The sequence below is a fragment of the Cryobacterium arcticum genome, assembly GCF_003185895.1.
Classification (GTDB): domain Bacteria; phylum Actinomycetota; class Actinomycetes; order Actinomycetales; family Microbacteriaceae; genus Cryobacterium; species Cryobacterium arcticum.
The window spans coordinates 394987-420533 of record NZ_QHLY01000012.1 but is presented as its reverse complement, the minus strand read 5'-3'; the positions used below and the strand labels follow the sequence as shown (position 1 = coordinate 420533).

The window sequence follows — 25547 nt, the reverse complement described above, 5'->3', positions numbered from 1 at the left end:
CGATGTGGGGGCGCGCACTGCTGGAGTGGACTCTAGGCGACTCCACGGTAACCCTCACTGCTCGGTGCGGACTGGGGTGCGGTCAGTGCGCCGGCGGCCTCATGCCAGGCCTGACGCAACGGTTCGAGCAGGATGATGCTTTCCCGCGTGCGAGCAGGGTCGCGGTGGATGTTGGCACCGATCAACGCGTTGGAGACGTACGTGTACACGGCCAGCAGGCCGTCGGCGCCGTCCCACGCGGTGACGTCGAGCGAGGTGGTGAGCTCGTCGACGATGGCCTGCGCGTGCAGCAGGTTCTCGGATGCGGTCGGCCAGTTCTCCCCCACCTGGGCCGCTTCGGCGCGCGCGAGGTCGAGCATCAACCGGTCGTAGAGCATGGTGAGCAGCCGCACCGGCGTGGCCGAGAGCACGGCATCGCGGTTCAGCTGGGCGCGTTTGGCCTGGGCTGCGGCCAGCTGCGGTCCGGCAGGATTCACCTGCGGCATGCTCAGCTGGGGGAACAGTTCTGTGGTCATCACGAGCTTGAACTCCCTGTGTAGACGTCGGGCAGTGAGGCGACTTGCGAGGTGAGCCATTCGGCCTGGGACTTGAGTGTTCCCAGCTGAGACTCCATGGCGGTGTAGACACGTTCGAGCGAGGTGCGCTTGGCGGTGAGGCGCAGGTCCCAGTCGCTGATCTCCAGGCCCATGGTGCGCACCTGGGATTCCTGGCTGGTGATGGTGTTGGTGAGCGTGCCGTCGTACTTGTCGGATGCCGTGGCGGCCGCGGTGGCGACCCGGCCCGAGATCTCCTGCACGGTCTTCATCACGCCGGCCGGGTCCTTCGCCAGGGCGGCGGCGAACTTGGTGGCGTCGAACTCCAGGGTGCCGGTCTTGGTGATGCTGATGCCGATCTCCGACGGCGAGTGCCCGTCGACGGGCATGGATGCCGCGCTGAGCAGATTCTGGTTGACCGCGCGCACAGTGCTGTCGCCGGCGAAGAGCCCGGCCGTGGTCACGGTCTTGCCGGCCGAGTCGGTGCTGGTGGACACCGCGGACTTGGTGGAGATCAGGGCGAAGATGTCGTTCAGTCCGGTGACCAAGCCGGAGGCGATGGCTGTGATGGCGGTGTCGTCCCGGGTCACCGTGAGGGTGACCGGGCTGGTCGAGACGGCGGTGACCGTCACGTCGAGACCGGGCAGGAGGTCGGCAAAGGTATTGGTGGCCGAGGTGATGGTCTGGGCGGCGCTCGTTCCGGCCCAGAGCGTGACCTGCGCATCCTGCGCCGGCTTCACCGCGACTGTGGAGACCGTGCTGCCAGTGAGGCTGAATCCGGCCGCTGCGCCGGAGGCGTTGCTGCTGAACTGCAGCCGGAAGCCGTCGGCCCCCACGGCTACCTTGGTGGCGGTGATGCCGAGGCCGGCCGTGTTGACCGCAGAGACGACATCGTCGAGCGAGCCGGAGGCCGGTGTGATCACGGTGGCGGTGCCGGCAGCGTTGGTAAGGGTGAGGGTGGCGTCTGGCCAGGTGGTGAGCGGGCCGGTGACGGTGACCTGGTTCTGGGCGAGTCGACCGACGGTGACGTCGATCACGCCAGCGGCGATGCCGGTGCTCGTGGTCGCGGTGACCTGGCTGGAGCTGCTGGTGGCGGTGTAGAGGTCGTAACTGGCCGGTTTGGCCGCGTTGGTGGCCGTGTCGGCGAGGGCGGCGACCTTGGTGTTGAGGCCCTGCACGGCGGTGGTGTAGTTCTGGGCGGCGGTGACCTTGCCCTTGAGCAGAGTCTGTGGAATCGCCTCGACCGCGATCAGGTTGTTGATCAGGGTGGTGGTGTCCTGGCCACTGATCAGGCCATCGATGGAGAGTCCCATGGGCGCCGTCCGTTCCGTCGGTGTGCGGGAGTGCGAGTGGCCGGCGGCCCGCGGAAACTGAGGTCCAGGTCAGTTCGTGCGTGCCGCCGGCCGATTCTCGGTCAGTCGGAAGCCGGGCTCCTCAGCCCGGCTACCGGTCGTCCGTGATCTAGCGCAGAAGCGTCAGAACGCCCTGGTTGGACTGGTTCGCCTGCGCGAGCATGGCGGTACCGGCCTGCGACAGGATGCTGGAGCGGGTGTACTTGACCATTTCCTCGGCCATGTCGGTGTCGCGGATACGCGAACCGGCAGCGGTGAGGTTCTCCTTCGAGACGGCCAGGTTACGGATGACGCTCTCGAACCGGTTCTGGCTGGCACCGAGCTCGGCGCGGGAGGTGGAAACGCCAGTGATCAGCGTGTCAAGGTCGCCAATTGTTGTGAGCGCGGCAGCCGCATCCACGAAGCCGGCACCAGGGTCAGCAGTAGTGGCACCGGTAGCAAGAGCGGTGATATCCAATCCGATCTGAGTGATGTTGCTGAGGTTCACCGTGATCTGATCGGAATCTTCGCTACCGGCGCCAACCTGGAAAGACATAACGCCGTCGGCACCAGCTCCGGCCGACCCGTCAAGCAGCTTGGTTCCGTTGAAGTTGGTCGATTCCCCGATGCGTGTGAGTTCCGCACCAAGTGCGGCGACCTCGGTGGAGATCGCCTTCCGGGAGTCGGCGTTGTTCGAGTCGTTACCGGCCTGCACGGCAAGGTCACGAACGCGCTGCAGAATGGTCTGCACCTCGTTCAAAGAACCTTCAGCGGTCTGGACGACCGAGATTGCGTCCTGGGCGTTGCGGCTGGCGACCGTGAGGCCACCGACCTGTGACTTCAGTCCCTCGGAGATGGCCAGGCCGGCCGCGTCATCGCCTGCGCGGTTGATGCGGAGGCCGCTGGACAGGCGCTCGAGCGACTTGGCCATGTCGGTCTGGGTCGAAGCCAGGTTGCGGTAGGTGTTGTTTGCCGCGAGGTTGGTGTTGATCTGCATACCCATGATGTGTTCCTCCGTGATTGGGTCGTGTTCGCCTGCCCATCCATGGGCCGACACTGAGACCTATCGGCGGCGGAGCGGCTGGCGTTAGCCGTTGCTGGAGAAAAGTTCCCGGGGTTCGATCGCGATGCCCAGCGGGAGGTTCACGCCCGGAAGTCCGTCGGCAGGCACGCTCGTCGAAAGGCTGGGCTGCGCTGGCACCACGCTGTCGTGCGCGAGGTGCGCCATGCCCAGCATCGCCTGGTCGGCGAGGCGGGAGAGATAGGCGCTGCGGCGGGCAGGGGCAATGGTGGACTCGGGCACGTGCTCCACCTCGGGGTCATCGGCGTAGTGCGTGCCCAAGCCGTCGCGCAGCAGGCGGATGGCCTCGGAGCGCTGCTGGGAGACGGCGGAGTGGGTGATGCCCAGGTCGGCGGCGATCTCCTTCACCGAGCGGTCCTCAAAGTAGACCTGCTCCACGATCAGTCGCATGCGTTCGGGCAGTGCAAGCACGGCGGCTCGGAGATAAGCGAGCCGCTCGGTAGAGAGCAGGGACTCCTCCGGCAGCACGGTGTCGGCCACCAGAAACTCGGCGGTGTTGTCGTCCAGGGTGGTGAGGGTGCGGTCGGCATCGGCCAGGCCGGCCAGAGCCGTCTCGCGATCCACGCCGAGAGCGGAGGCGACCTCGTCGACCGTGGCGCTGCGGCCGAGGGCGGCGGCGAGGGTCTCCTGCACCTGACGGGTCTCCTTGATGCGGCGCCGGGCCATCCGGGTGGCCCAGTCGTTGGAGCGCATCTCGTCGGCGAAGGCGCCGATGATGCGGCGCCGGGCGAAAGCGCCGAACGGCACGCCGAGGTCGGGGTCGAACGCATCCGCCGAGGTGATCAGGGCCAGCGAACCGGCTGAGGCCAGGTCGTCGCGGGAGAGATGGCGGGCCTTGGCCCACACCTCTGAAACCAGGTAACCGACGAGGGGCAGGTTCTCGACAACGAGCCGATTGCGCTCAGTACGGTTCAACGAGTGCCCTCCTGGCTGGTGCCGGCTGCGCCGGACGGTTGACGAGCAGACGAGAAATCTGCCGTTCACTGCCGGGTAAGCAACTCGTGAGGGTGACGTCGTTCGCGACGCGGAAATAGCGCCGGAACAGGGATTCGGGTCCTGATCAGCACTGCTTTCGCGTAGTTCTTACGGTAACCGTCAAGGGCCCCGGACTCGGGCAATTAGCTGCCCCCAGTACGGGGCAAACGGTGTCCTCTCTTTAGAGGACACGTGTTCCCCTGAACCGGGCGGGCCCGCGAGATCACCGCGTGCGCGCGGGCGCGCTCCCGCGTGAGGTCCTGCAGTGGAGCATTCCCGCCGCGCTGCTAACCACCGGGGAATAACTGCCGATAGTGCCCCCGAACGAGCATGGAATCGTACGATGGACCGAGGGGCCTGCAGGGGCGGAAAGGCAGTGAAGACATGGGCGCTAACGAGTTGTCTGCACTGCTGTGGCGAGAGCGCGAACTGCTCGAGCTCCTGGTCTTCAAACTCGACGAGGAACAGCTGCTCCTCAGCGCCGGTCGCACTCGCTGGGTGCAGCACGCTACCCGCGAGGTCGAGCAGGTTCTGGAACTCGTTCGCGAAGCCGGACTCGGCCGTTCCGTGGAGGTAGCCGCCGTTGCCGCTGAGTGGGGAACATCCCAGGACGCCACTCTCAGCGAACTCGTCGAGCAGGCGCCGGCCGGACCGTGGGCAGACATCCTCACCGCCCACCTCACCGCTATGACCGAACTCATCGCCCAGATCCGCAGCCTGCGTGACGTGAACGAACAGTTCCTGCGCGCCGCCGCCCGCTACACCCAGGAATCCCTGGCCGGCGTCGACAACCAGGCCACGACCTACGACTCCCGCGGTGCCTCCGGCGCCGCGGCCACCGGTGCCCGACTCTTCGACCAGAGCCTGTGAGACTTTTCCTATGAGCACATTCGGCGGCCTGAACACCGCGTACTCCGGCCTGATGGCCGCCAGAGCGGGCATGGATGTGGTGGGGCAGAACATCGCCAACGTCAACACCGACGGCTACACCCGCCAGCGCGTCACCACGTCGGCGGCGAACGCCGCGGCCCGCGCCGGCCTGGTCGCCTGGGGTGCGACCCCCGGCTCCGGGGTGTCGGTCGACGGTATTGCGCGCCTGGGCAGTGCGACCCTCGACGCCAAGGTGCGCGCTACCGCCTCGATGGCCGGTTACACCGCGGTGCGGGCCAACGCGCTCGGCTCGGTGGAGAATTCGCTGAACGAGCCCGGTAAGAACGGCATCTCCACCCAGCTGCAGGAGTTCTGGGCAGCCTGGCAGGAGCTGTCCAACGGCACAGATCCCGCCGCATCCGCCCAGCTGTTGCTCGGTGAGGCCGGGCAGCTCACGAGCCAGATCTCCGCGGGCTACCGCGCGGTCACCGACGAGTGGTCTGCGGTGCGCTCCAATGCGGATGCGCTGGTCACCGAGGTCAACGGCGCCGCCGCCCAGGTGGGTGAGCTCAACGGCATCATCCGCCAGACCCTCGCCGCCGGCGGATCCGCCAACGAGATGATCGACAAGCGCGACGCCCTCATCACCACGATCGCCGCCATCACCGGCGCCGGCGTGCGCGCCCAGGCGGACGGCACGGTTGATGTGCTCGTCGGCGGCAACGCGCTGGTCTCCGGCACCGATGTGCAGAAGCTCGCCGTCTCCGGACCGACGACCATGCCCACCGGCGCCGACGCCGGCTCGGCCGCGAACGCTGTCACGGTGGTCTGGACGCACCGCCCCGAAGCCGTCGCCGTCGATGGCGGCGAACTCGCCGGCGCACTCTCACTGCTCGGCGCGGCGGATACCGCTGGCACAGGCGGCGCTCTCGCCGAGGCCGCGGCCGACTACAACGAGTTCGCCACTTACCTGGTGACGACGGTCAACACCATCCACCAGACCGGTGCCACGAGCGACTACCCAGACAAGGCAGCCGGTCTGAACTTCTTCTCCTGCGACCCGGATCATTCCGCCGCGAGCATCGCTGTCATCCCCAAAGATTCCTCCGGTATCGCCGCGGGCACGCCGGGGGCGGGGGCTGCCAATGGGGCGATCGCCGACAAGATCGCCCAGCTCGGTGCAGGACGCGCCGTCGACGGTGCGGGAACAGCCATCGGCTCCCCCGACGCCATGTGGTCCGCCTTCGTGACCAAGCTCGGTGTGGCCACCGGCGTCGAACTCAACCAGGCCACGGCCGCGAACCTGTCCGCGAGCTCCGCGGTCACCCTGCAGCTGTCGAACTCCTCCGTCGATATCGACGAGGAGAACGTCAACCTGCTCACCTTTCAACACGCCTACCAGGGTGCCGCCCGGGTCATGACAGCCGTGGACGAAATGCTTGACACCCTGATCAACCGCACCGGACTGGTGGGAAGGTAACCGATGATCTCCCGAGTCACCAGCACGACGCAGATGCGCGCGGCCCAAGCCAACCTGCAGGCCAGCGCCCAGCGCCTCGCCCAGCTGCAGGAGCAGTCCTCGTCGCTGAAGACCATGAACCGGGCATCCGACGACCCCGCTCGGGCCGCGAACGCGATGGCCGTGCGCGCCGAGCAGCGGGCCACCGCGCAGTACACGCGTAATGCCGACAACGCCGACGGCTGGTTGACCACCCTCGACAACGCGCTGGGCTCCAGCACCAACATCCTCACCAAGGTGCGCGACCTCACCGTGCAGGGTGCGAACGCCGGCACCATGAGCGTGGCGGCGAAGGAAGCCCTCGCCGTGCAAATCGATGGCCTGCGGCAAGACCTGCTCAAGGAGGCCAACGCCAGCTACCTCGGTCGCACCGTTTTCGCCGGAAACTCCGACGCGGGCAGCGTGTATAACGCCGCCGGAATCTACGTGGCCGGTGTCGCCACCGGCGCGACCGCGGTGTCGGTGGAACGCCGGGTGGGCGCCGGCAGCACGGTGCGCGTGGATGTCGACGGCGGGGCCCTCTTCGGCACCGGTACCGACTCCGTTTTCAGCCTGCTCACCAACATCTCCACGGCACTCCGCGCCGATCCCGCTGTGAGCGTCTCCCCCTATCTGGCTGATCTCGACACCAGCATCACCTCGGTGATCGGCGCCCGCGCCGACGTGGGCGCCCGCCAGGCGCGCGTCGAGTCCGCCACATCCGCTCTCGTGACGCAGAAGGGCACCCTCGAAGCCCAGCGCGTTCAACTCGAGGATGTCGACCTGGCCACCGTGGTGCTCGACCTCAAGCTGCAGGAAGTCGCTTACCAGTCCGCCCTTGCCGTGACCGCCCGCGTGATCCAACCGACCCTGATGGACTTCCTCTCATGAGCGCCACACTGACCTTCGTCTCTCCGCCGCCCGGCCTGGCGCCGATGACCGATTTCAACCTGAATGAGATCGCCGGCGCCGCCGGGCTCTTCGCCCTGCAGTCCGCCGACGACGTGCACACCCGTCTGTTCGTGCTCGACGCGAGCGTGTACCTGCCGCAGTACTCCCCCGTGATCTCCGACGAGCATGCCATCGCGCTGGAACTGGACGGCCCGGAGCAGGCCATGGTGCTGGTGGTGACCAACCCTGGCGAGACCGGGACCACGGTGAACCTGATGGCGCCCATCGTGGTCAATGCCAGCACCGGCCGCTGCGCCCAGATCATCCTCGACGGCCAGGACTGGCCGCTGCGTGCTGAGCTCACCCCGCGCACCGAATCGCTCAGCGCCGCCGGATAGCCCGCTGGGCGGTAGGCTCAGCAACGGTTCAATAGCTGGGGGACGCGTGTCATCACGGAACGGGGATACACCCGACTTCGGCCTGCCCGCAGCTTCCACCGCATCCGGCCAGGAACCGCCCGCGGGCTCACAGCCCGGCGACTCGCCAGGTGAACCGTTTCTGCCCCCGGTTGCACGGCCCGCGGCCACCCGGCCGGGATTGTCGCGACCGGGAGCCTCCCGCCCCGGTGCCGCCAGAATTGTGACGACCCGCACCACGGCGGCCCCCGTGACTCCCGCCGCAACGGCGCCGAAGCCGGCCAAGTCGGGCAAACCAGCGGTTCCGCGAACGGCTCGATCACGCCCGCCGTCGGTCCGCCGACGCGACATCCAGGGGCTGCGCGCCCTCGCCGTGATCGCGGTGATCTGCGACCACGTGATCGGCTGGCCCACCGGCGGCTTCGCCGGCGTCGACATCTTCTTCGTCATCTCCGGCTTCCTGATCACCGGCATCCTGCTGCGGGAGCACGAGGCCACCGGCCGAATCTCGCTACGCACGTTCTACGGCAACCGGATGCGCCGTATCCTGCCCGCCGCCGCTCTCGTGCTCGCCGTCACGGTTGCCGTCGGGTACTTCCTGTTCAACCAGACCCGGGCGTTGACCACGGCCTGGGACGCCCTCTCCTCGCTTCTGTTCGTGGCCAACTGGCGTTTCACCGCCGTCGGTACCGACTATTTCCACGCCACCGCCAGCCCGTCGGTGCTGCAGCACTACTGGTCGCTGTCGGTGGAGGAACAGTTCTACCTGGTCTGGCCGTGGCTGCTGCTCCTGGTGCTGTTCCTGGCGACCCGGCGCTCGCGCACCCCCGGCCGCGGCCGGCGGGCGGTGGTGATCCTGGCGGCGGTGGTCGTGGTGGGCTCGTTCGGCTACGCCGTCTGGGAGACCGCCACCAACCCCACGGTTGCGTATTTCTCCACCTTCTCCCGCATCTGGGAACTCGGCGTCGGCGCCATCCTGGCCGCCGCCCTTCCGCTGCTGGCCCGGATGCCCGCCGGCGCCCGGGTGATCCTCGGCTGGGTCGGACTGGCCGGCATTGTCGGCTCGTTCTTCGTGGTCAGCGGATCGCTGCCGTTCCCCGGCCCGTGGGCCGTGCTCCCGGTCGCGGCAACCGCCCTGGTGATCGCGGCCGGTGCGGGCGGACCCCAGCGCCACCTGGTGGTGCTCACCAACCCGGTCAGCGTCTATCTCGGCAACATCTCCTACTCGCTCTACCTCTGGCACTTCCCGGTGTTCATCTTCCTCACCCTGTTGCTGCCCGACCAGACCGTGCAGACCACCTTGCTCATCGTCGGCACCACCGCGGCCGTGGCGGTGGTCTCGTACCACCTGGTCGAGCAGCCGCTGCACAGCTCCCCCTGGCTGCGCGGTGTCGCGCGCGCCGGGGGCGAGCGCCGGTCGGCGTGGCGAAGCTGGCGGGAGAACTTCGGCACCCAGTTCATCCTCTCGTCGATGGGCGCGTTCGTCATCGTCGTGGTGGTGGCGGTCTCATTCCAGGTGCACGACCGGCCGTTGACGCCGATGGCGGCGCCGGTGGCATCCGCAGCATCAGACGTGAACCCCTCGGTGCAACTGCAGGCCGACCTCGCCGCGGCAGCCGCGGCGACGGCGTGGCCCGACAACCTCTCGCCGTCGCTCGACCGGGCGATGGCCCTGACATCGAACGACAACCCGGCCCGCGCCTGCTTCGACACCGGCAACACCCCCGACTTCGGCCGCTGCACCTGGGGCGACGGCAACGCGCCCAACCACATGTACCTGGTCGGCGACTCCGAGGCGCTCTCGTATGCCCCCGCCTTCAAGGAGATCGCCGAGGCCAGCGACGGCCAGTGGAAGATCACCACCATCGGGCTGTACGGCTGCCGGTTCACGGCGGTGGATGTGGCCAACGACGGCGCCGGCGTGATGGATGCCTGCCCGCAACGCAAGCTCGACATCAAGAACGCCATCGCCGACGACGATCCCCAGCTTGTGGTGGTCGCGAACGCGTTCGCCCTGGGCCAGGACACGAACCGCACTCCGCTCTCGGTCGCCGACATGGTGGCGTCGACGGCCGCGGAGACCGCGGGCTACGACGCCGCCGGCAAGATCGTGTACCTGGCGCCGCCGCCCCTCGGAGCCGAGCTGGGCCAGTGCTATTCCCAGGTGTCCAGCCCGCAGAACTGCAATACCGGCATCGGCCAGGCGTGGCAGGCGTTCGCCACGGCGACGGCCGCCGCCGCCACGGCCTCCGGCGACTTCTACGTCAGCTCGCTGGGCTTCAGCTGCGCCGACAGCATCTGCCCCGCCTTCTCGGGCACCATCCCCACCAAGTACGACACCGTGCACATGACCCCGGCATATGCCGAACACGTGGCCCCGGCCATCCGCTTCGAGCTGGGCGCCCTCGGCCTGATGTAGCCACCGGCCCGGCCGGCCTCGCCTGGCGGATGTCGCGGCACGGGGTCAGCCCGGCGGCACGCGGTCGAACGCGTGCCGCCGCACGTAACGCGTGCCACGACGGTGGCGGCGTGTCCGGGCACGGTTGGCGCGCCGCTAGAGTCGGTGGTGGCTCCAGTGCTGGCGCCGTGACCTCATCCGCGAAAGGCAACCCGTGCCCCGCTTAGACCTGACCCTGGCCGACCTGCAGCAGTATCGTCCGGAGGTCGCCGAGCCGGCCGACTTCGATGAATTCTGGCGCCGCACCCTCGCCGCGGCCCGGCAGCACAGTTCGACGCCCACCCTCACCCGGGTCGAGTCCCCCCTCACCGAGGTGGAGGTCTACGACGTCACCTTCAACGGCTTCGCCGGCGACCCGGTCAAGGCCTGGTTCCTGCTGCCCGTCGACCGCGCTGGCCTACTGCCCGCCCGGCTTCCCACCGTCGTCGAGTACAACGGTTACGGCGGCGGCCGCGGCTTCCCGCACGAGCGCCTGGGCTGGGCGGCCAGCGGTTACGCCTACCTGTTCATGGACACGCGCGGCCAGGGCAGCGGCTGGGGCTCTGGCGGCGATACCGCAGACCCGCACGGCAGCGGTCCGTCCGGGTCGGGGTTCATGACCCGCGGCATCCACTCGCCCGACGACTACTACTACCGCCGGGTGTTCACCGACGCCGTGCGCGCCATCGACGCCGTGCGCACGCTCGACAGGGTCGACCCGGAGCGGATCGCCGTGTGCGGCGGCAGCCAGGGCGGCGGCATCGCACTCGCGGCGGCGGGCCTGAGCATCGGTCTGGTCGGCGCCATGCCCGAGGTGCCGTTCCTCTGCCACTTCGAACGCGCTGTCGGCATGACCGATCGGGACCCGTACAACGAGGTCGTGAGCTACCTCGCCGTGCATCGCGACCTGGTCGAGCAGACCTTCGCCACCCTGTCCTACTTCGACGGCGTCAACTTCGCCAAGCGGGCCACCGCTCCCGCCCTCTTCTCGGTGGGTCTGCTCGACCCGATCTGCCCACCGTCCACGGTCTTCGCCGCCCACAACCACTGGGCAGCGGATGCCGACATCGAGGTCTACCCGTTCAACGAGCACGAGGGCGGCCAGGGCCACCACTTCCTGCGCCAGGCCGCCTGGCTGGCCCGCCGGCTCGCTCCGTAGGCCTCCTACGGTCCCCCTGACCTGTTGGACGGGAGGTGAGTACGGGCCGCGCGGCGGGGTCAGGCGGGTGGCGACCGGTCAGGCGGGCGGCGGGATCTCGCCGGAGCCGCGCTGGATCAGCCGGGTGGGGATCTCCACCTGGGTGGTGAACGAGTCGGGGTCGGCCAAGTGGCCGAGCGCGAGCCGGGCGGCGGTGCGGCCGAGTTCGATCGGGTCGTAGGCCACCACGCTGATGCCCAGAGCATCCGCCAGCTCGAAGTCGTCGAAACCGATGAACGCCACCGGCGGGTCGAGGTCGCGCAGCACCCGCACGGCGCCGGCGCTGCCGCGGTTGTTGCCCGCCACGATGGCGGTCGGCGGGTCGGCCAGGGCGAGCAGGCTCCGCACCGAGTACTCGGCCGACACCGACGGGTCGTCGTCGAGACGTTCCCAGTGCGCGGTCTCGGTCACTCCCACCTCACGCAGGGCGTCCCGGTAGCCGGCCAGGCGTTCCCGCTGGGTGTAGATGCCCGCCGGGTTACTGAGGAAGCCGATCTTGCGGTGCCCGATGGCGGTGAGCGAGCGCACGGCCTCGGCCACGCCCACCCGGTTCTGCAGCACCACGGAATCGGCGATGAGGTTGCGGGCCGGCCGGTCGACGCTCACCACCGGGGTGCCCAATTGACGTTCGCCGTCGAGATAGGACTGGTCGTCGGCGATGGGTATCAGCACCAGCGCCCGCACCCGCTGAGCGAGCAGGGCATCGACCACCCGTTCCTCGCTGTCGGGCGAATCGTCGGTGGAGGCGAGCACCATAGTGAGCCCGTGCAACGCCAGTTCACGCTCGATGCCGGCCGCCACGGTGAAGTAGAACGGGTTGGTGAGGTCACCGATCACGAAGGCGACCGTGTTCGTGACGCCGCCCCTACGGAGGTTCCTGGCCAGGTTGTTCGGGCGAAAACGCAGCCGCTTGGCCGACCCGAGCACCCGCTCCCTGGTCTCCGCCGACACGTTACCGGCATCCGCGAACACCCGCGAAACCGTCTTGGAGCTCACCCCGGCCAGCCGGGCGACATCGGCAAGGGTGGCTCGCGATTGCGTGGTCATGACTTTCTCCTAGCCGGACGATCAAGTGTGAGGTAACAATGTCAACGTAAGACATTTTTGAGACATCTACAACCGGTACACCGGATTGTTCGGCATTCAATAGCTGGTCGTGGGTATATTTAGTGACTGAACAAGGATGGGACAATCTGGGACATCGTTGACATCGTGCGATTGCGAAGCACCGAAAGGCAGGCCTAGCATGAGTGGATCACCGCAACCTGCCTAGCGTTCGTAGGCCCTCATTTCATCAGCAACACCGGAAAGCCGCCGTGCGAGACGTTGCCGTCTCGACGCCGGCCCGATGGTGCACACAACGTCTGGACCCACCGTGACTGAAACTCGCTCCCTGGAAACCGCACTCCTCACCCCATCCGTGCGCGTGCTCGCCGATTGGAGTGTCACCGCGCTGGCCGGCCCCGTGCCGGCCAATGTGCAACGCATCACGGTGCCGGCCACCGTTCCCGGCTCGGTTCACACCGACCTGCTCAGCGCCGAGCTCATCCCCGACCCGTACCTCGACGGTAACGAGAACCTGCTCTCCTGGATCGGCCTGACCGACTGGCGCTACAGCACCACCTTCGTCTGGAATCCGGCCGGCGCCGACCGCGTGGAGCTCAACTTCGGCGGCCTCGACACGGTCGCCGAAATCGACCTGAACGGCGTGCGCATCGGCGCCACCCGCAACATGCACCGCAGCTACACCTTCGACGTGACCGCCCGGCTCAAGGCCGGCCTCAACGAGCTGGTCGTGGTGTTCCGCTCCCCCGTGCGCGAAGCGGATGCCGCGAGCCTGAGCCTCGGCTACCGCCCGCACGTCAACCACCACCCGTTCAACGCCCTCCGCAAGATGGCCTGCAGCTTCGGTTGGGACTGGGGCATCGACACCGCCACCTCCGGCCTGTGGAAGCCGGTCACCCTGGTGAGCTGGTCGACCGCGCGCCTGGGCACGGTGCGCCCGGTAGCCACGGTTTCCGGCACCGACGGCCTGGTCGCGGTGCACGTCGATGTGGCCAGGGCCACGGATGCGCCGCTGGCCGTCACCGCATCCTGCGCCGGCGTCAGCGCCACCGTCGACCTGCCCGCCGGGGCCACGAGCGCCACCGTGCACCTCACCGTGCCCGACGTGGACCTGTGGTGGCCGATCGGCTACGGCGAGCACCCGCTCTACGACCTCGGCGTGAGCCTGCACGACGGCTCAGCCGACGGTAGCGGCGACGAGGTCGACAGCAGCACCACCCGCATCGGCTTCCGCACCGTGGAGCTGGACACCACCCCGGACGCCGCCGGCACCCCGTTCACCATCGTCGTCAACGGCACCCCGGTCTTCGTGCGCGGCGCCAACTGGATCCCCGACGACGCCTTCCTGCACCGTGTCACCAAGGAGCGCTACCTGCAGCGGCTCGAACAGGCCGAGTTCGCCAACATCAACCTGATCCGGGTCTGGGGCGGCGGCATCTTCGAAACCGAGGACTTCTACGACCTCTGCGACGAGCGCGGCCTGCTCACCTGGCAGGACTTCCTACTCGCCTGCGCCGCCTACGCCGAGGAAGACCCGCTGGCCGGCGAGATCGTGGCCGAGGCGCGGGAGAACGTCGCCCGGCTCGCTGCGCATCCGTCGTTGGTGGTGCTCAACGGCAACAACGAGAACATCTGGGGCCACGAGGAGTGGAACTGGAAGCTGCGCCTGGACGGCAAGACCTGGGGCGCCGGCTACTACTACGAGACCTTCCCAGCGATCGTGGCCGAACTCGCCCCGCACATCGGCTACACCCCGGGCAGCCCGTTCTCGCCCGGCGAGAACGGCGCCCTGCAGACCGACCGGTACCCGAACGACTCCGAGCACGGCACCATGCACATCTGGGACCTCTGGAACCAGCGCGACTACCCGGCCTACCGCGAGTACGAGCCGCGTTTCGTCGCCGAGTTCGGTTGGCAGGGGCCGCCGACCTGGTCCACGCTGACCGAGTCGATTCACGATGCCCCGCTGACCCCGGAGTCCCCCGGCATGCTCGTGCACCAGAAGGCTGCAGAGGGCAACGTCAAACTCACCGACGGCCTCATCCCGCACCTGCCGCTGCCCGACGACATCGACGACTGGCACTGGGCGATGTCGCTCAACCAGGCCAACGCCATCAGCACCGCGGTCGAGCACTTCCGCTCGCTCAGCCCGCACTGCATGGGCAGCATCGTCTGGCAGCTGAACGATTGTTGGCCGGTCACCTCCTGGGCCGCCGTGGACGGCTATGGCCGGCCGAAGCCGCTGCTCTACGCCATCAAGCACGCCTACGCCGATCGCCTGGTCACCGTGCAGCCCCGCGGCAACGGCCTGGCCGTCGCCCTGGTGAATGACTCCGCCGAGCCCTGGGCCGGCGAGCTGACCGTGCGGCGCCACGCCGCCACCGGCGAGGCGCTGGCCGAACACGTCGAGCAGGTCAGCCTGCCCGCCCGCGGCACGGTGACGGTGCTGCTGCCGGCCGCCGTGGCCGAGCCGACGGATGCCGCCGGCGAACTCCTGCGCGCCGACCTGGGCGGGGTGCAGGGCCACTGGTTCTTCACCGAGGCGCGCGACAGCGAGCTGACCCCCGGCACCCCGCTGGTTGAGGCCGAGCGCACCGCGTCCGGCTACAGCGTGCGCGTGAGAGTCGACACCCTCACCCGCGACCTGGCCCTGCTGGTGGACAAAGTCGACCCCGACGCGCTCGTCGACGACATGCTCGTCACCCTGCTGCCCGGGGAGAGTACAGTTTTCACCGTCACTTCCGCGCGCGATGTAGATCCGGCCGCGTTCGCAGCGCCGAACGTGCTGCGCAGCACCAATCAACTCGTGCGGGCGTGACCCACTCGCCCCAGAGCCCCTCCGCGGCATCCGTCCAGAACCGAACGGCTACCGCTCCCACCACGGCTCGCGCCCCACACTGGCGCGAGCCCGCAGATTGGACACCCCATGAGCGCTGAGCCCCGCTCGCTCACCATCGACGCCGGCCAGACCGGCATCCGCGCGCTCCTGCACACCGGCGACGGCACGCCCGTCTCGTTCGAGTTCGCCGGCATCCGCACCGACGGCGCTCTCGTGCCGCAGCTCGGCGAGGTGGTGGCACGGGTCGCGGCGTCGGCCGAGGGGCCCATCCGTTCGGTCAGTGCCGGAATATCCGGGTTCTCCCAGGCCGAGACCGACCCGAACGAGCTTCGTGCCCTGGGCGCGACGCACGGCGTGACCGAGGTTTTCCTCGCGCACGACTCGGTGACCAGCTACCTGGGCGCGCTGGGCGACGAACTCGGCGTGGTCGTGGCCGCCGGCACCGGCGTGGTCACCCTCGCGGTGGGTGCGACCGCCGTGGCCCGCATCGACGGCTGGGGCAACCTGATCGGTGACGCCGGCAGTGCCTACTGGATCGGCCGGGCTGCCCTCGATGCGGGAATGCGCGCCTACGACGGCCGCGGACCTGCGACGGCACTCAGCGCGTTCATGCTCGAGGAGTTCGCCGACCTCGAACTGGCCTACCTCGACCTGCAGGCCGACCCGCTGCGGGTGAGCCGCATCGCGGCCTACTCCCGCCGGGTCACTGAGCTGGCCGGCACGGATGCCGTCGCCGCCGCCATCTGCGACGGTGCGGCCGCCGAACTGGTGCTCTCTGCCGCCACCGGGCTGCGCCGGGTGGGCGAGGCCGACCAGGCCTCCCCCGTGGTCTGCGGCATCGGTGGGGTGCTGCGCGCCCCGGAAATCGCCGTGCGGTTCGAAAAGGGCCTGCGGGCCCTGTGGCCGGAGGTGGACATCCGCCCCGCCATCGCCAACGCCCTCGACGGCGCCGGACACCTGCCCCGGGTGGCGGCCACCAGCGCCCTGCGCGACCGGATCGCGGTTTCGCTGGCCTGAGGGGCCGGGGCGCCGGGCGGGTCAGCGCAGCTGCAGCAGGGCCGCTTCGAACGCCACCCAGGGCAGCATCGCGCACTTGACCCGGGCCGGGTACTTCGAGACCCCGGCGAACGCGGCGGCGTCGCCCAGCACCTCTTCGTCGGGTTCGATGGTGCCGCGGGAGCGCAGCATCTCACGGAAGAGGTTGAGCATGGCCTCGGACTCGGCCACGCTGGTGCCGCGCACGGTGTCGTTGAGCACGGATGCGGACGCCATCGAGATCGAGCAGCCGGCGCCGCGCCAGGCGAACTCGTCGATCTCGGCGTCCGTGCCGGCACCGGTCAGGCCGACGCGCACGGTGACCTCGTCGCCGCAGGTGGTGTTCACCTGGTGGGACTGCGCCTGGCGAAGACCCGCTGCGGAGACCGAGCCGGCGTCGAGAGTGGGCAGCTCGGGGACGGCGCCGTGGGCGGACTTGGCGTGGTCGAGGATGATCTGCTGGTAGAGCTGCTGCATGGCGGACGAGGTCATCGTGACACTCCGAAGAACGGGGCGACCTCGGCGAGCACGGCCAGGAACTGGTCGACCTCGTCGTCGGTCGTGTACAGGTAGGTGCTGGCGCGGGTGGACGCGGTGACGCCCAGCCGGCGGTGCAGCGGTTGGGCGCAGTGATGCCCGACGCGCACGGCGATGCCGGCCTCGTCGAGGAACTGGCCCACGTCGTGCGCGTGCACGCCCGCGACATCCACCGCGGCCAGGCCGATGCGTTCGACGCCGACACCGGGGCCGAGCAGGCGCACGCCGGGGATGGAGGTGACGCCCTCGACGAGCCGGCGGCCGAGCTCGGCCTCGCGGGCGCGGATGCGACCCATACCGGTGTGGTCGAGGTAGTCGACCGCGGAGGCCAGGGCGAGCGCCTGGGAGATGCGCTGGGTGCCGGCCTCGAACCGCTGCGGCGGGGCGAGGAACTCGGCGGTCTGCATATCGACGGTGGTGATCATCGAGCCGCCGGTGAGGAACGGCGGCATGTCGGCCAGCAACTCGGCCTTGCCGTAGAGCACGCCGATGCCGGTGGGGCCGAGCATCTTGTGCCCGGAAAAGACGGCGAAGTCCACGTCGAGCGCGGTCAGGTCGATGGCCAGGTGCGGCACCGACTGGCAGGCATCGAGGAAGACCAGGGCGTCGACGGCGTGAGCGAGCTGCACGAGCTCGGCGATCGGGTTGATGGTGCCCACCACGTTGGAGGCGTGGGTGACGGCCAGCAGCCGGGTGCGCGGGTTCACAATCTGCGCCGCCGCGGCCAGGTCGAGGGTGCCGTCGTCGAGCACCGGAATGAACCGCAGGGTCGCCCCGGTGCGGAGCGCCAGCTGCTGCCACGGAATCAGGTTGGAGTGGTGCTCCATCTCGGTGACGACGATCTCGTCGCCCGCACCCAGTCTGAACCGGGCGGATGCCGGGGCGCCGAGCCCGAGGGACGCGTTGCTGAACGAGTACGACACCAGGTTCACACCCTCGGTGGCGTTGGAGGTCCAGACGATCGAATTCTCCGGGGCACCGACGAATGTCGCGACCGTGGCTCGCGCGGCCTCGAACACTTCGGTGGCGGCGAACGCCAGGGTGTGCGCGCCGCGATGCACGGCGGCATTGCGTTGCTCGTAGTACTCCTGCTCGGCTTCCATCACGCTGATCGGGTTCTGCGAGGTGGCGCCGGAGTCGAGGTAGTTGAGTGGATGCCCGTTCACCAGCTGGTGCAGCACCGGGAAGTCGTTGCGGATGCGCAGCACCTCGTCGGCGCTCAACGTTTGATCAGCACGCGGTTTCTGGTCACGCGGTGTCTGATCAGATGCGAGAGCGGAGGGTGGTGCAACGAACGTCATACTTCAGGATACCGCCCCGTTCCGGCGGAACCGAGGTTCGCAACCGATGATGACGACGGCTGCGCTCGGCACAGGCTTAGGCTGGAAGCACCGCAGAAAGGCCCGTCATGCCGCACGTTCCGCTCGTCTCGCCCGGGCCGCCGCTGAGCGCCGGCCACCGCCAACGCTATGCCCGCCAGATCGCCCTCGACCAGATCGGCGACACCGGCCAGCGCCGGCTGGCCGCCGCCCGGGTACTGATGATCGGTGCCGGCGGGCTGGGCTCCCCGGTACTCACCGCCCTGGCCGCGGCGGGGGTCGGCACTATCGGCATCGTCGATTCCGACAGCGTCGAGTTGTCCAACCTGCAGCGCCAGACGATCTACGACATGGACGACCTGGCCCAGCCCAAAGCCGAAGCCGCCGCGGCCGCCCTGCGCGCCCGCAACCCGCTGATCGAGGTCGTTGCCCATCAGACCCGTCTCACCGCCGCCAACGTGCTCACCCTGCTGGCCGACTACGACATCGTGGTCGACGGCACCGACAACTTCGCCACCCGCCACCTCGCCCACGACGCGGCCGCCCTGCTGCACAAGCCCTACGTCTGGGGATCCGTGCTGCGTTTCGACGGCCTGGTCACGGTGTTCTGGGTCGACGGCCCCGCCGGCGGCACCCGGCTCGAGGACCTCTTTCCCACCACCCCCGGCGCCGACGAGGCCGAGACCTGCGCGATCGCCGGCGTGCTCGGTTCGGTCTGCGCCGGCATCGGCGCGGCCATGGCCACCGAGACCCTCAAACTCATCGTGGGCTTCGGCGAGCCCCTGTTCGGCCGGCTGCTCGTGCACGACGGCCTCGACGGCTCCTGGCGGGAGGTGCCGTACGGTGCCGCCCCGACCGGGGGCACCGTGCCGCCGACGGATGACGCCGCCTCCTCCGCCGAGTCAGCCGCGCCCGAGTCAGCCGCGCCCGAGTCAGCCGTGCCCGAGTCTGCCGTGCCCGAGTCTGTGACCGGTCCACCCCGCGACACCAGCCACAACCAGGTGCACCCCCACCCGACGCCGGTCACGGCGACCGCAGCGGCGCCCGCGGAGAACGCCGAGCCGGCCGAGGAGGTCTCCTCGGCCGAGCTGGCCTCCCTGCTGGCCGCGCGGCGGGCGGGCGCCGCCGACTTCGTTCTCGTCGACATCCGGGAACCGTGGGAGCGCGAGATCGTCGCCATCGACGGCTCCGCGCTGGTGCCGATGGCCCAGCTGCTCACCGATCAGGCCCGCGCCGTGATGGCCCCCGACGACCGGGTCATCCTGTACTGCCACCACGGCACCCGCTCCGAGTACGCCCGCGGAGTGCTGCGCGACAACGGCTGGTCGAATGTGACCCACCTGGCCGGCGGCATCGACGACTGGGTACGCCAGGTCGAACCGGCGCTCCCCCGGTACTGACCGGACGGCAGCACCAGCACCACAAACCGCGTGCCGGTTATATGGTGTGCGCAACGGGCCTCCTTCCCGGCCTGCCAGACAGGGTGATCATCATGGTTGAGGACGACTCCGACGAGCAGAACTCCGACCGGGGCTTTCTCGGCACCATTGATCCGATGGTGATCCATGCCGCCGACGGCCGGATCGTCTGGGACATGGATGCCCTCGCGTTCCTGGCCGGTGACGGTTCGGAGAGCGTCGACGATCATCTCTGGCGGCAGAGCTCCCTGACCGCCAGACACGGCCTCTACGAGGTCACGACCGGGATCTACCAGGTGCGCGGCTTCGACCTCTCCAACGTGACCTTCGTGGAGGGCGACCGCGGCGTGATCGTGATCGACCCGTTGATCTCCGCCGAGACCGCGGAAGCCGCGCTGGCCCTCTACCGCCGGCACCGCGGCGACCGTCCGGTCACCGCGATCGTCTACACCCACGCGCACGCCGACCACTTCGGCGGGGTGCTCGGCGTGGTGGAGGCCGACGCCGACATCCCCGTCGTCGCACCCGAGCACTTTCTCGACAACGCGGTGTCGGAGAACGTGTATGCCGGAACCGCGATGTTCCGGCGCGGCTACTATTACGACGGCCATCCGCTGGCCCGCACCGCCGTCGGCCGGGTCGGCATCGGCCTCGGTGCCGGGGCGTCCACCGGCAGCATCGGCCTGATCCCTCCCACCCTGGAGATCACCCGCACCGGCCAGGAGGAAGTGCTCGACGGAGTGCGCATCGTCTTCCAGCTCACTCCGGGCACCGAATGCCCGTCGGAGATGAACCTGTACTTTCCCGCGCATCGCGCGCTCTGCATGGCCGAGAACGCCACCCACACCCTGCACAACCTGCTCACCCTGCGCGGCGCCCAGGTGCGCGATGCGCGGATGTGGTCACGCTACCTGGCCGAGGCGATCGAGCTGTTTGCGCACGATGCCGAGGTGGAATTCGCCTCGCACCACTGGCCCACCTGGGGAACCGAGGACATCGTCACCTTCCTCACCGAGCAGCGCGACCTCTACGCCTACCTGCACGACCAGACCGTGCGGCTGATGAACCAGGGCCTCACCGGCAGCGAGATCGCGGAGGACTTCGAGCTGCCGCCGGAGCTGGCGGCACGCGACCATGCCCGCGGGTACTACGGCTCGGTGAGCCACAACGTCAAGGCGATTTACCAGCGCTACCTGGGCTGGTACGACGGCAACCCGGCGCACCTGTGGCAGCATCCGCCGACCGCCGCCGCCACCCGGTACGTGGAGGTGTTCGGCGGCGTCGGCGCCACCCTCGAACACGCCAGGCGATACCTCGACAACGGCGACCTGCGCTTCGCCGTAGAGCTGGCCAGCCACGCTGTGTTCGCCGCCCCCGGCGACGACGCCGCACGGGAGCTCCTGGCCACCGGGCTGGAACGGCTGGGACACGGGGCCGAGAACGCCACCTGGCGGAACGCCTACCTGACCGGCGCGAACGAGCTGCGCTACGGCGTGAGCCGCACCGACCTGGCTGCCGGCGGGCTGCTCGCCGCCCTCACCGTCACCCAGCTGTTCGACACCCTGGCCATCCGGGTGGTGGGGCCGCGGGCGTGGGCCGAGAGCTTCGTGATCACCTGGATGATCACCGACAGCAGGGAGTTGTACACCATGGAACTCAGCCACGGCGCCCTGGTGCACCAACCGGTGGCGAAACCGAAGCCCGCGGACCTCACGGTGCGGATCAGCCGCGCCAGGCTGGCCGAGGCTCTGGCCCACGGCTCGTTCGCCGGCGCCGACACCACCGGGGACCACGCGGTGCTCGACCGGCTGTTGAGCCTGCTCGACAGCCCGGATCCGGCCTTCGCCGTGGTGACCCCCTAGCCGGGCGCGGACCGGATCAACGGGGCGTACCGGCGTGGCTGATGCGCGGGTCAGCCGCCGGCGAACGGCGGCAGAACGTCGAGGCTGTCACCGTCGGTGAGCACCCGGGCCCGGTCGGTCGTCGCAGTGCCGTTCACGATGAACGAGCACCGCGCGAACATCGCTGGTGACGTGCTGCCGAGGTCGTCGAGGAAAGCGCCGATGGTCGCCCCGGCCGGCAGTACCCTGGTCTCTTCTGCCACACCCGTCGCGGCCTTCGCCGCGGCGAAGTAACGCACCTGCACCTGCATCCTGATTGCACTCCTCGTCTGGCGCGGCCGGTGTCAACCAGCCGCCGCGTCCAGCCTACGACGGCTCACCACTCCGGCGGAGGCCGCACGGCGTAGCGCAGTTCGACGAGGCCGTCGTCGTAGGTCGCCGCCCCGAGCAGGTCGAGCACCACTGGGTCGGTGCCGGGCGGGAAGGCACCGAGGCCGGCCCCGATCACGACCGGCATCACCACCAGGCGCACCTCGTCCACCTCGTGGGCGGCGAAGAACGCCCGGCTCAGGGTGAGACTGCCCCAGAGCACCACGATGCCCGCGGTCTCGTCCTTGATCCGGCGGATGGCTTCGACGGCATCGCCGGATTCCAGCGCGGCCGCCGGCAGGTCGCCCCACGGGGCATGGCTGAGGGTGGTGGAGAAGACGTGCCGGCGCAGGGCGTTCAGCGGAGCGGCGATGATCTCATTCGCGGCTTCGGCGGTGGGCCAGTAGCCGGCGAACATCCGGTAGGTCGTGGCGCCGAGCACCATGGCATCCACTCCGGTCAGCCACTCCGCCTGGCTCTTGTCGAATTCGGTGGTGCCGCCATCGAGCAGTTCGTAGGCGGTGAATTCCCCATCCAGGTTGGCGGCGAAACCGTCGGCGGTGACGAATTGTTGCACCACGAGTCGTCCCATGATCGGCCCTTCCGGTTTCGCGCTGGCGTCAGTCGTTCGAGGCACGATACGCCCGGGCGCCGCGGCCTTCAAGAGCCATGCTCGGGGCGACACGGTCAGGCCCGTGCGGCAAGATGGTGCCATGAGCGCGCGCACAATTCAGCAGTACCGGCAGGATGTGGCGACGCTTCTCGCGCCGCTGTTCCCCGCCCGGGTCACCGAGACCCTCGCCGTCTCCAGCGCCCGGCTCAATGCGGATCCCGACACCTACCGCGGCCGCACCCTGGCGACCGCGGTGGTCTCCCCGGTGGCTCTGCCCCCGTTCGACAACTCCCAAATGGACGGCTACGCGGTGCGCTCCGCCGACCTCGCCACGGCGTCGGCCGGCACCCCGGTGCCCTTGACGGTCGCCGATCGCATCGCCGCCGGCGACCCCGGTGCGCCGCTCGCGCCGGGCAGCGCGGCGCCGATCATGACCGGCGCTCCGATTCCCGCCGGTGCGGATGCCGTCGTGCCGATCGAGCAGGCCGATCCGCCGCGCTTCCTGCCGGTCGACCATGTCGTGGCGGCCGAGCCGGACGGCACGGTGTCGTTCGGCACGGTGTCATTCGGCACGGTGTCGTTCGCGGCGGCCGTCGCTCCCGGCACTTTCGTGCGCCCCACCGGCAGCGACGTGCGTGTCGGCGAGGTGCTCCTTGCTGCCGGAGCCGCTCTCGGACCGGCGCAACTCGGAGTGCTCGCGGGCGCCGGCGTCACCGAGATCGAGGTGTACCGGCGCATCCGGGTGCTGCTCATCGCGACCGGCCACGAGATCCGCGAGCCCGGCAGCGACCTGGCCGCCGGGCAGATCTACGACTCCAACAGCGTCATCCTCAGCCAGGCACTGCGCGAGGCCGGGTGCACGGTGTTCGCCCGGCCGTGCCGTTCCGACGACGCCGCCGACCTGCTCGAGTTGCTGGCCGATGCCGCCGTGGTGGACCTCGTCGTCACCGTCGGCGGCGTCAGCGCCGGCGCTCGGGAGGTGGTGCGGGATGCGCTCGGACCGCTCGGCGTGGTCTTCCTGCACGTGGCCATGCAGCCCGGCGGCCCGCAGGGGCTCGGCGAGATCACCCTGCCCGGTGCCGGCGCCCGCGCGACCGTTCCCGTGCTGACCTTCCCCGGCAACCCGGTCAGTGCGCTCATCTCGTTCGAGGTGTTCCTGCGTCCGGTGCTGCGCCGCCTGGCCGGGCTGCCCCGGCCCGACCGCACCATCGGCCGGGCACCACTGGCGCACGACGTGCACTCGCCGGCCGGCAAGCACCAGCTGCGCCGCGGCATCCTGCTCGCCGACGGCACCCTTGACCTGGTTGGTGGTGCGAGTTCGCACCTCCTGCATTCCTATGCGGCCGCGACGGTGCTGGTGCACCTGCCCGTCGGTGTCGACAGCATGACCGCGGGCGAGACCGCCGAGTATTGGAGTATCGATGACTGACCAGAGCCACCCCGACACCGCGCACGGCGCCGGCCTGAGCCACGTGCGTGCGGACGGCGCCGCCGTGATGGTGGACGTCACCGACAAACCGGTCACCAAGCGGCGGGCCACGGCCACGGCCACGCTTCTCACCCGGCCAGACGTGATCGACCTGATCGTGGCCGGCCGGCTGCCCAAGGGCGAGGCCCTCGCGGTGGCCAGGGTGGCCGGCATCCTGGGTGCCAAGCAGACCTCGGCGCTGATCCCGCTCTGCCACCCGCTGCCGATCAGCGGTGCCACCGTCGACTTCGAACCGGGCACGGACCGGGTGCTGATCACCGCGACGGTGAAGACCACCGGAGTGACCGGGGTGGAGATGGAGGCGCTCACCGCGGTGTCGGTGGCGGCGCTCACCCTCTACGACATGATCAAGGCGGTGGACAAGCACGCCGTGCTCACCGACATCAGGGTGCTGGCGAAGTCCGGCGGCAAGAGCGGCGACTGGAGCGTGGAATGACCCCCGCCGGCAAGGCCGCAGCGCCGCCCGAGCGACCGGTCGGCCGCGGCCGGGGCCGCACCGCCCAGGTCATCGTCGCGTCGACCCGTGCGGCCCAAGGCGTGTACCGCGACCGCACCGGTCCCGTCATCGACGCCTGGCTCGGTGAGCGGGGCTGGATCGTGCTCGACCGGGCCGTCGTTGCCGACGGCGTTCCCGTGGGTGACGCCCTGGCGGCCGCCATCGAGGCCGGCCTCGACCTGGTGATCACCACCGGCGGAACCGGTGTGAGCCCCACCGACCAGACCCCGGAGCAGACCTTGCCGCAGCTGGATCGGGAACTGCCCGGCATCATGGAGGAACTGCGCCGTCGCGGTACCGCCTCCACCCCGCTCGCGGTGCTCTCCCGCGGGCATGCGGGCATCGCCCGCGGTCGCACGGTCGTGATCAACCTGCCCGGATCCACCGGCGGCGTGCGCGACGGCCTCGGAGTGCTGGCCGAAGTGCTCGACCACCTGCTTGACCAGGTGCACGGCGTCGACCACGCCGCCCCGTCCGCGTCGGCTCGCCAGACGAACACCACCGCTTCGGCGGTCAAGGAGACCCCGCATGACCACTGAGCCCGCATCGACGAGCACCGGTGCGACGCACCCCGGTTCGACACCGGGCGCCGTGCTGTTCGCCCGTGTCGACGAGACCGCCATCACCGTCGACGAGTGCACGGATGCCGTCGGCGACGCGACCGCCGGCGCCGTGGTGTCGTTTGCCGGTGTGGTGCGCAATCACGATGAGGACCGCGGCGTGACCTGGTTGCGCTACAGCGCGCATCCGAGCGCTCAGGCTGTGTTGGCCGAGGTGGCGGCGGACATCGCGCTCGCCCACCCCGGCTGCCGGATCGCGGCCGCCCACCGGGTGGGCGACCTGGGCATCGGCGACATTGCGCTGGCCTGCGCCGTCGCCTCGGCGCACCGCGCTGAAGCGTTCGCCGCCTGTGCGGCCCTCGTCGACGAGATCAAGTCGCGGGTGCCGATCTGGAAGGAACAGGGTTTCATCGACGGCACCACCGAGTGGGTCGCCGCCCTCGGCTGACCGCACCGGCCCAAGGCACGGCCCGAACGGCTCCCCCGCCGGAAACTGTTACCGAAGCGGACTTCTGCGGCCGGTGCGCCGGGCGCAGAAGTCCGCACGGGCAACACTTACACCGCGCGGGTGGCTCGCAGAGGCGCCGGCCGGGCGCCGGCACGCCACCCCAAAACTGGGCATCTGCTGGGGTCTGCTCGCGTGGTTTACATCCGCGACACAATGCTGCGCTTGACTAGGGTGCTGGCACCCGAACGGATGCCCAACGGCGCCGCCCGAAGGCGGCGCCGGCACCCC

At 69.6% G+C, this 25547-nt stretch carries 23 protein-coding genes; 14 read left to right on the top strand and 9 right to left on the bottom strand.

The genetic code is table 11. The features are described from left to right. Positions 1-32: 32 nt before the first annotated feature. The 4 genes from CTB96_RS11630 to CTB96_RS11615 form a co-directional block, all read right to left on the bottom strand. A complete protein-coding gene (locus CTB96_RS11630) occupies positions 33-515 on the bottom strand; it encodes a flagellar export chaperone FliS (RefSeq protein ID WP_248283475.1) in 483 nt (160 codons plus the stop codon). Then, complete coding sequence (gene fliD / locus CTB96_RS11625; RefSeq protein ID WP_110127065.1) at positions 515-1846, bottom strand: flagellar filament capping protein FliD; 1332 nt, start codon at positions 1844-1846, stop codon at positions 515-517. The genes CTB96_RS11630 and fliD overlap by 1 nt, the downstream gene beginning before the upstream one ends. Positions 1847-1994: 148 nt before the next feature. Next, positions 1995-2867 carry a flagellin N-terminal helical domain-containing protein gene (locus CTB96_RS11620; protein WP_181397242.1) on the bottom strand — a complete coding sequence of 291 codons (873 nt, stop codon included), beginning with the start codon at positions 2865-2867 and terminating at the stop codon, positions 1995-1997. An 84-nt stretch (positions 2868-2951) separates the two neighbouring features. Then, positions 2952-3860 carry a sigma-70 family RNA polymerase sigma factor gene (locus tag CTB96_RS11615; protein WP_110127063.1) on the bottom strand — a complete coding sequence of 303 codons (909 nt, stop codon included), beginning with the start codon at positions 3858-3860 and terminating at the stop codon, positions 2952-2954. Between the two features lie 444 nt (positions 3861-4304). Between CTB96_RS11615 and CTB96_RS11610 the strand changes: the two genes are divergently transcribed. From CTB96_RS11610 to CTB96_RS11585, 6 genes are all read left to right on the top strand, one after another. After that, positions 4305-4790, top strand: coding sequence for a flagellar protein FlgN (locus CTB96_RS11610; RefSeq protein WP_110127062.1), 486 nt, complete (start codon positions 4305-4307; stop codon positions 4788-4790). 10 nt (positions 4791-4800) lie between these two features. Further along, the gene (flgK, locus tag CTB96_RS11605; RefSeq protein WP_110127061.1) at positions 4801-6270 is read left to right on the top strand and encodes a flagellar hook-associated protein FlgK; all 1470 of its coding nucleotides are present in this window, start codon (positions 4801-4803) and stop codon (positions 6268-6270) included. A 3-nt stretch (positions 6271-6273) separates the two neighbouring features. Beyond that, on the top strand, positions 6274-7179 hold the full coding sequence (locus CTB96_RS11600; protein ID WP_110127060.1) for a flagellin N-terminal helical domain-containing protein: 906 nt from the start codon (positions 6274-6276) through the stop codon (positions 7177-7179). Then, on the top strand, positions 7176-7577 hold the full coding sequence (locus CTB96_RS11595; protein ID WP_110127059.1) for a flagellar assembly protein FliW: 402 nt from the start codon (positions 7176-7178) through the stop codon (positions 7575-7577). The genes CTB96_RS11600 and CTB96_RS11595 overlap by 4 nt, the downstream gene beginning before the upstream one ends. Before the next feature lie 268 nt (positions 7578-7845). Next, the gene (locus tag CTB96_RS11590) at positions 7846-10014 is read left to right on the top strand and encodes an acyltransferase family protein (protein ID WP_248283350.1); all 2169 of its coding nucleotides are present in this window, start codon (positions 7846-7848) and stop codon (positions 10012-10014) included. Positions 10015-10207: 193 nt separating this feature from the next. Then, positions 10208-11191, top strand: a complete 984-nt coding sequence (locus tag CTB96_RS11585; protein ID WP_110127057.1) for an acetylxylan esterase — start codon at positions 10208-10210, stop codon at positions 11189-11191. 78 nt (positions 11192-11269) lie between these two features. Here CTB96_RS11585 and CTB96_RS11580 read toward each other — a convergent pair whose 3' ends face one another. Continuing rightward, on the bottom strand, positions 11270-12277 hold the full coding sequence (locus CTB96_RS11580) for a LacI family DNA-binding transcriptional regulator (RefSeq protein WP_110127056.1): 1008 nt from the start codon (positions 12275-12277) through the stop codon (positions 11270-11272). A 328-nt stretch (positions 12278-12605) separates the two neighbouring features. Here CTB96_RS11580 and CTB96_RS11575 point away from each other — a divergent pair, with 328 nt between their 5' ends. Together CTB96_RS11575 and CTB96_RS11570 are read left to right on the top strand one after the other, a co-directional pair. After that, positions 12606-15113, top strand: a complete 2508-nt coding sequence (locus CTB96_RS11575) for a glycoside hydrolase family 2 protein (protein ID WP_248283349.1) — start codon at positions 12606-12608, stop codon at positions 15111-15113. A 108-nt stretch (positions 15114-15221) separates the two neighbouring features. After that, a complete protein-coding gene (locus CTB96_RS11570) occupies positions 15222-16151 on the top strand; it encodes a BadF/BadG/BcrA/BcrD ATPase family protein (RefSeq protein WP_110127054.1) in 930 nt (309 codons plus the stop codon). A gap of 21 nt (positions 16152-16172) precedes the next feature. Here the strand turns inward: CTB96_RS11570 and sufU are convergent, their stop codons facing one another. Then, on the bottom strand, positions 16173-16661 hold the full coding sequence (gene sufU / locus CTB96_RS11565; RefSeq protein WP_110127053.1) for a Fe-S cluster assembly sulfur transfer protein SufU: 489 nt from the start codon (positions 16659-16661) through the stop codon (positions 16173-16175). After that, positions 16658-18007, bottom strand: a complete 1350-nt coding sequence (locus CTB96_RS11560; protein ID WP_110127052.1) for an aminotransferase class V-fold PLP-dependent enzyme — start codon at positions 18005-18007, stop codon at positions 16658-16660. The genes sufU and CTB96_RS11560 overlap by 4 nt, the downstream gene beginning before the upstream one ends. A 107-nt stretch (positions 18008-18114) precedes the next feature. On the opposite strand from CTB96_RS11560, the gene CTB96_RS11555 reads away from it, so the two are divergent. Next, entirely contained in the window at positions 18115-19425 is a 1311-nt protein-coding gene (locus CTB96_RS11555) for a ThiF family adenylyltransferase (RefSeq protein ID WP_110127051.1), read from the top strand. A 92-nt stretch (positions 19426-19517) separates the two neighbouring features. Beyond that, positions 19518-21305: an alkyl/aryl-sulfatase gene (locus CTB96_RS11550; RefSeq protein WP_110128449.1), complete on the top strand. Its 1788-nt coding sequence runs from the start codon at positions 19518-19520 to the stop codon at positions 21303-21305. Between the two features lie 50 nt (positions 21306-21355). Here the strand turns inward: CTB96_RS11550 and CTB96_RS11545 are convergent, their stop codons facing one another. Further along, on the bottom strand, positions 21356-21595 hold the full coding sequence (locus tag CTB96_RS11545; RefSeq protein ID WP_110127050.1) for a MoaD/ThiS family protein: 240 nt from the start codon (positions 21593-21595) through the stop codon (positions 21356-21358). A gap of 65 nt (positions 21596-21660) precedes the next feature. Then, entirely contained in the window at positions 21661-22245 is a 585-nt protein-coding gene (locus CTB96_RS11540; RefSeq protein WP_110127049.1) for a dihydrofolate reductase family protein, read from the bottom strand. Positions 22246-22366: 121 nt separating this feature from the next. Here CTB96_RS11540 and CTB96_RS11535 point away from each other — a divergent pair, with 121 nt between their 5' ends. The 4 genes from CTB96_RS11535 to CTB96_RS11520 are packed head-to-tail and all read left to right on the top strand — an operon-like array spanning position 22367 to position 25259. Continuing rightward, a complete protein-coding gene (locus CTB96_RS11535; RefSeq protein WP_110128448.1) occupies positions 22367-23695 on the top strand; it encodes a molybdopterin molybdotransferase MoeA in 1329 nt (442 codons plus the stop codon). After that, positions 23688-24191, top strand: coding sequence for a cyclic pyranopterin monophosphate synthase MoaC (gene moaC / locus CTB96_RS11530; protein WP_110127048.1), 504 nt, complete (start codon positions 23688-23690; stop codon positions 24189-24191). The genes CTB96_RS11535 and moaC overlap by 8 nt, the downstream gene beginning before the upstream one ends. Next, a complete protein-coding gene (locus tag CTB96_RS11525) occupies positions 24188-24790 on the top strand; it encodes a MogA/MoaB family molybdenum cofactor biosynthesis protein (RefSeq protein ID WP_110127047.1) in 603 nt (200 codons plus the stop codon). Before moaC ends, CTB96_RS11525 begins: the two co-directional genes overlap by 4 nt. Next, positions 24780-25259: a molybdenum cofactor biosynthesis protein MoaE gene (locus CTB96_RS11520; protein ID WP_181397241.1), complete on the top strand. Its 480-nt coding sequence runs from the start codon at positions 24780-24782 to the stop codon at positions 25257-25259. The genes CTB96_RS11525 and CTB96_RS11520 overlap by 11 nt, the downstream gene beginning before the upstream one ends. The last annotated feature ends 288 nt before the right edge of the window (positions 25260-25547 follow it).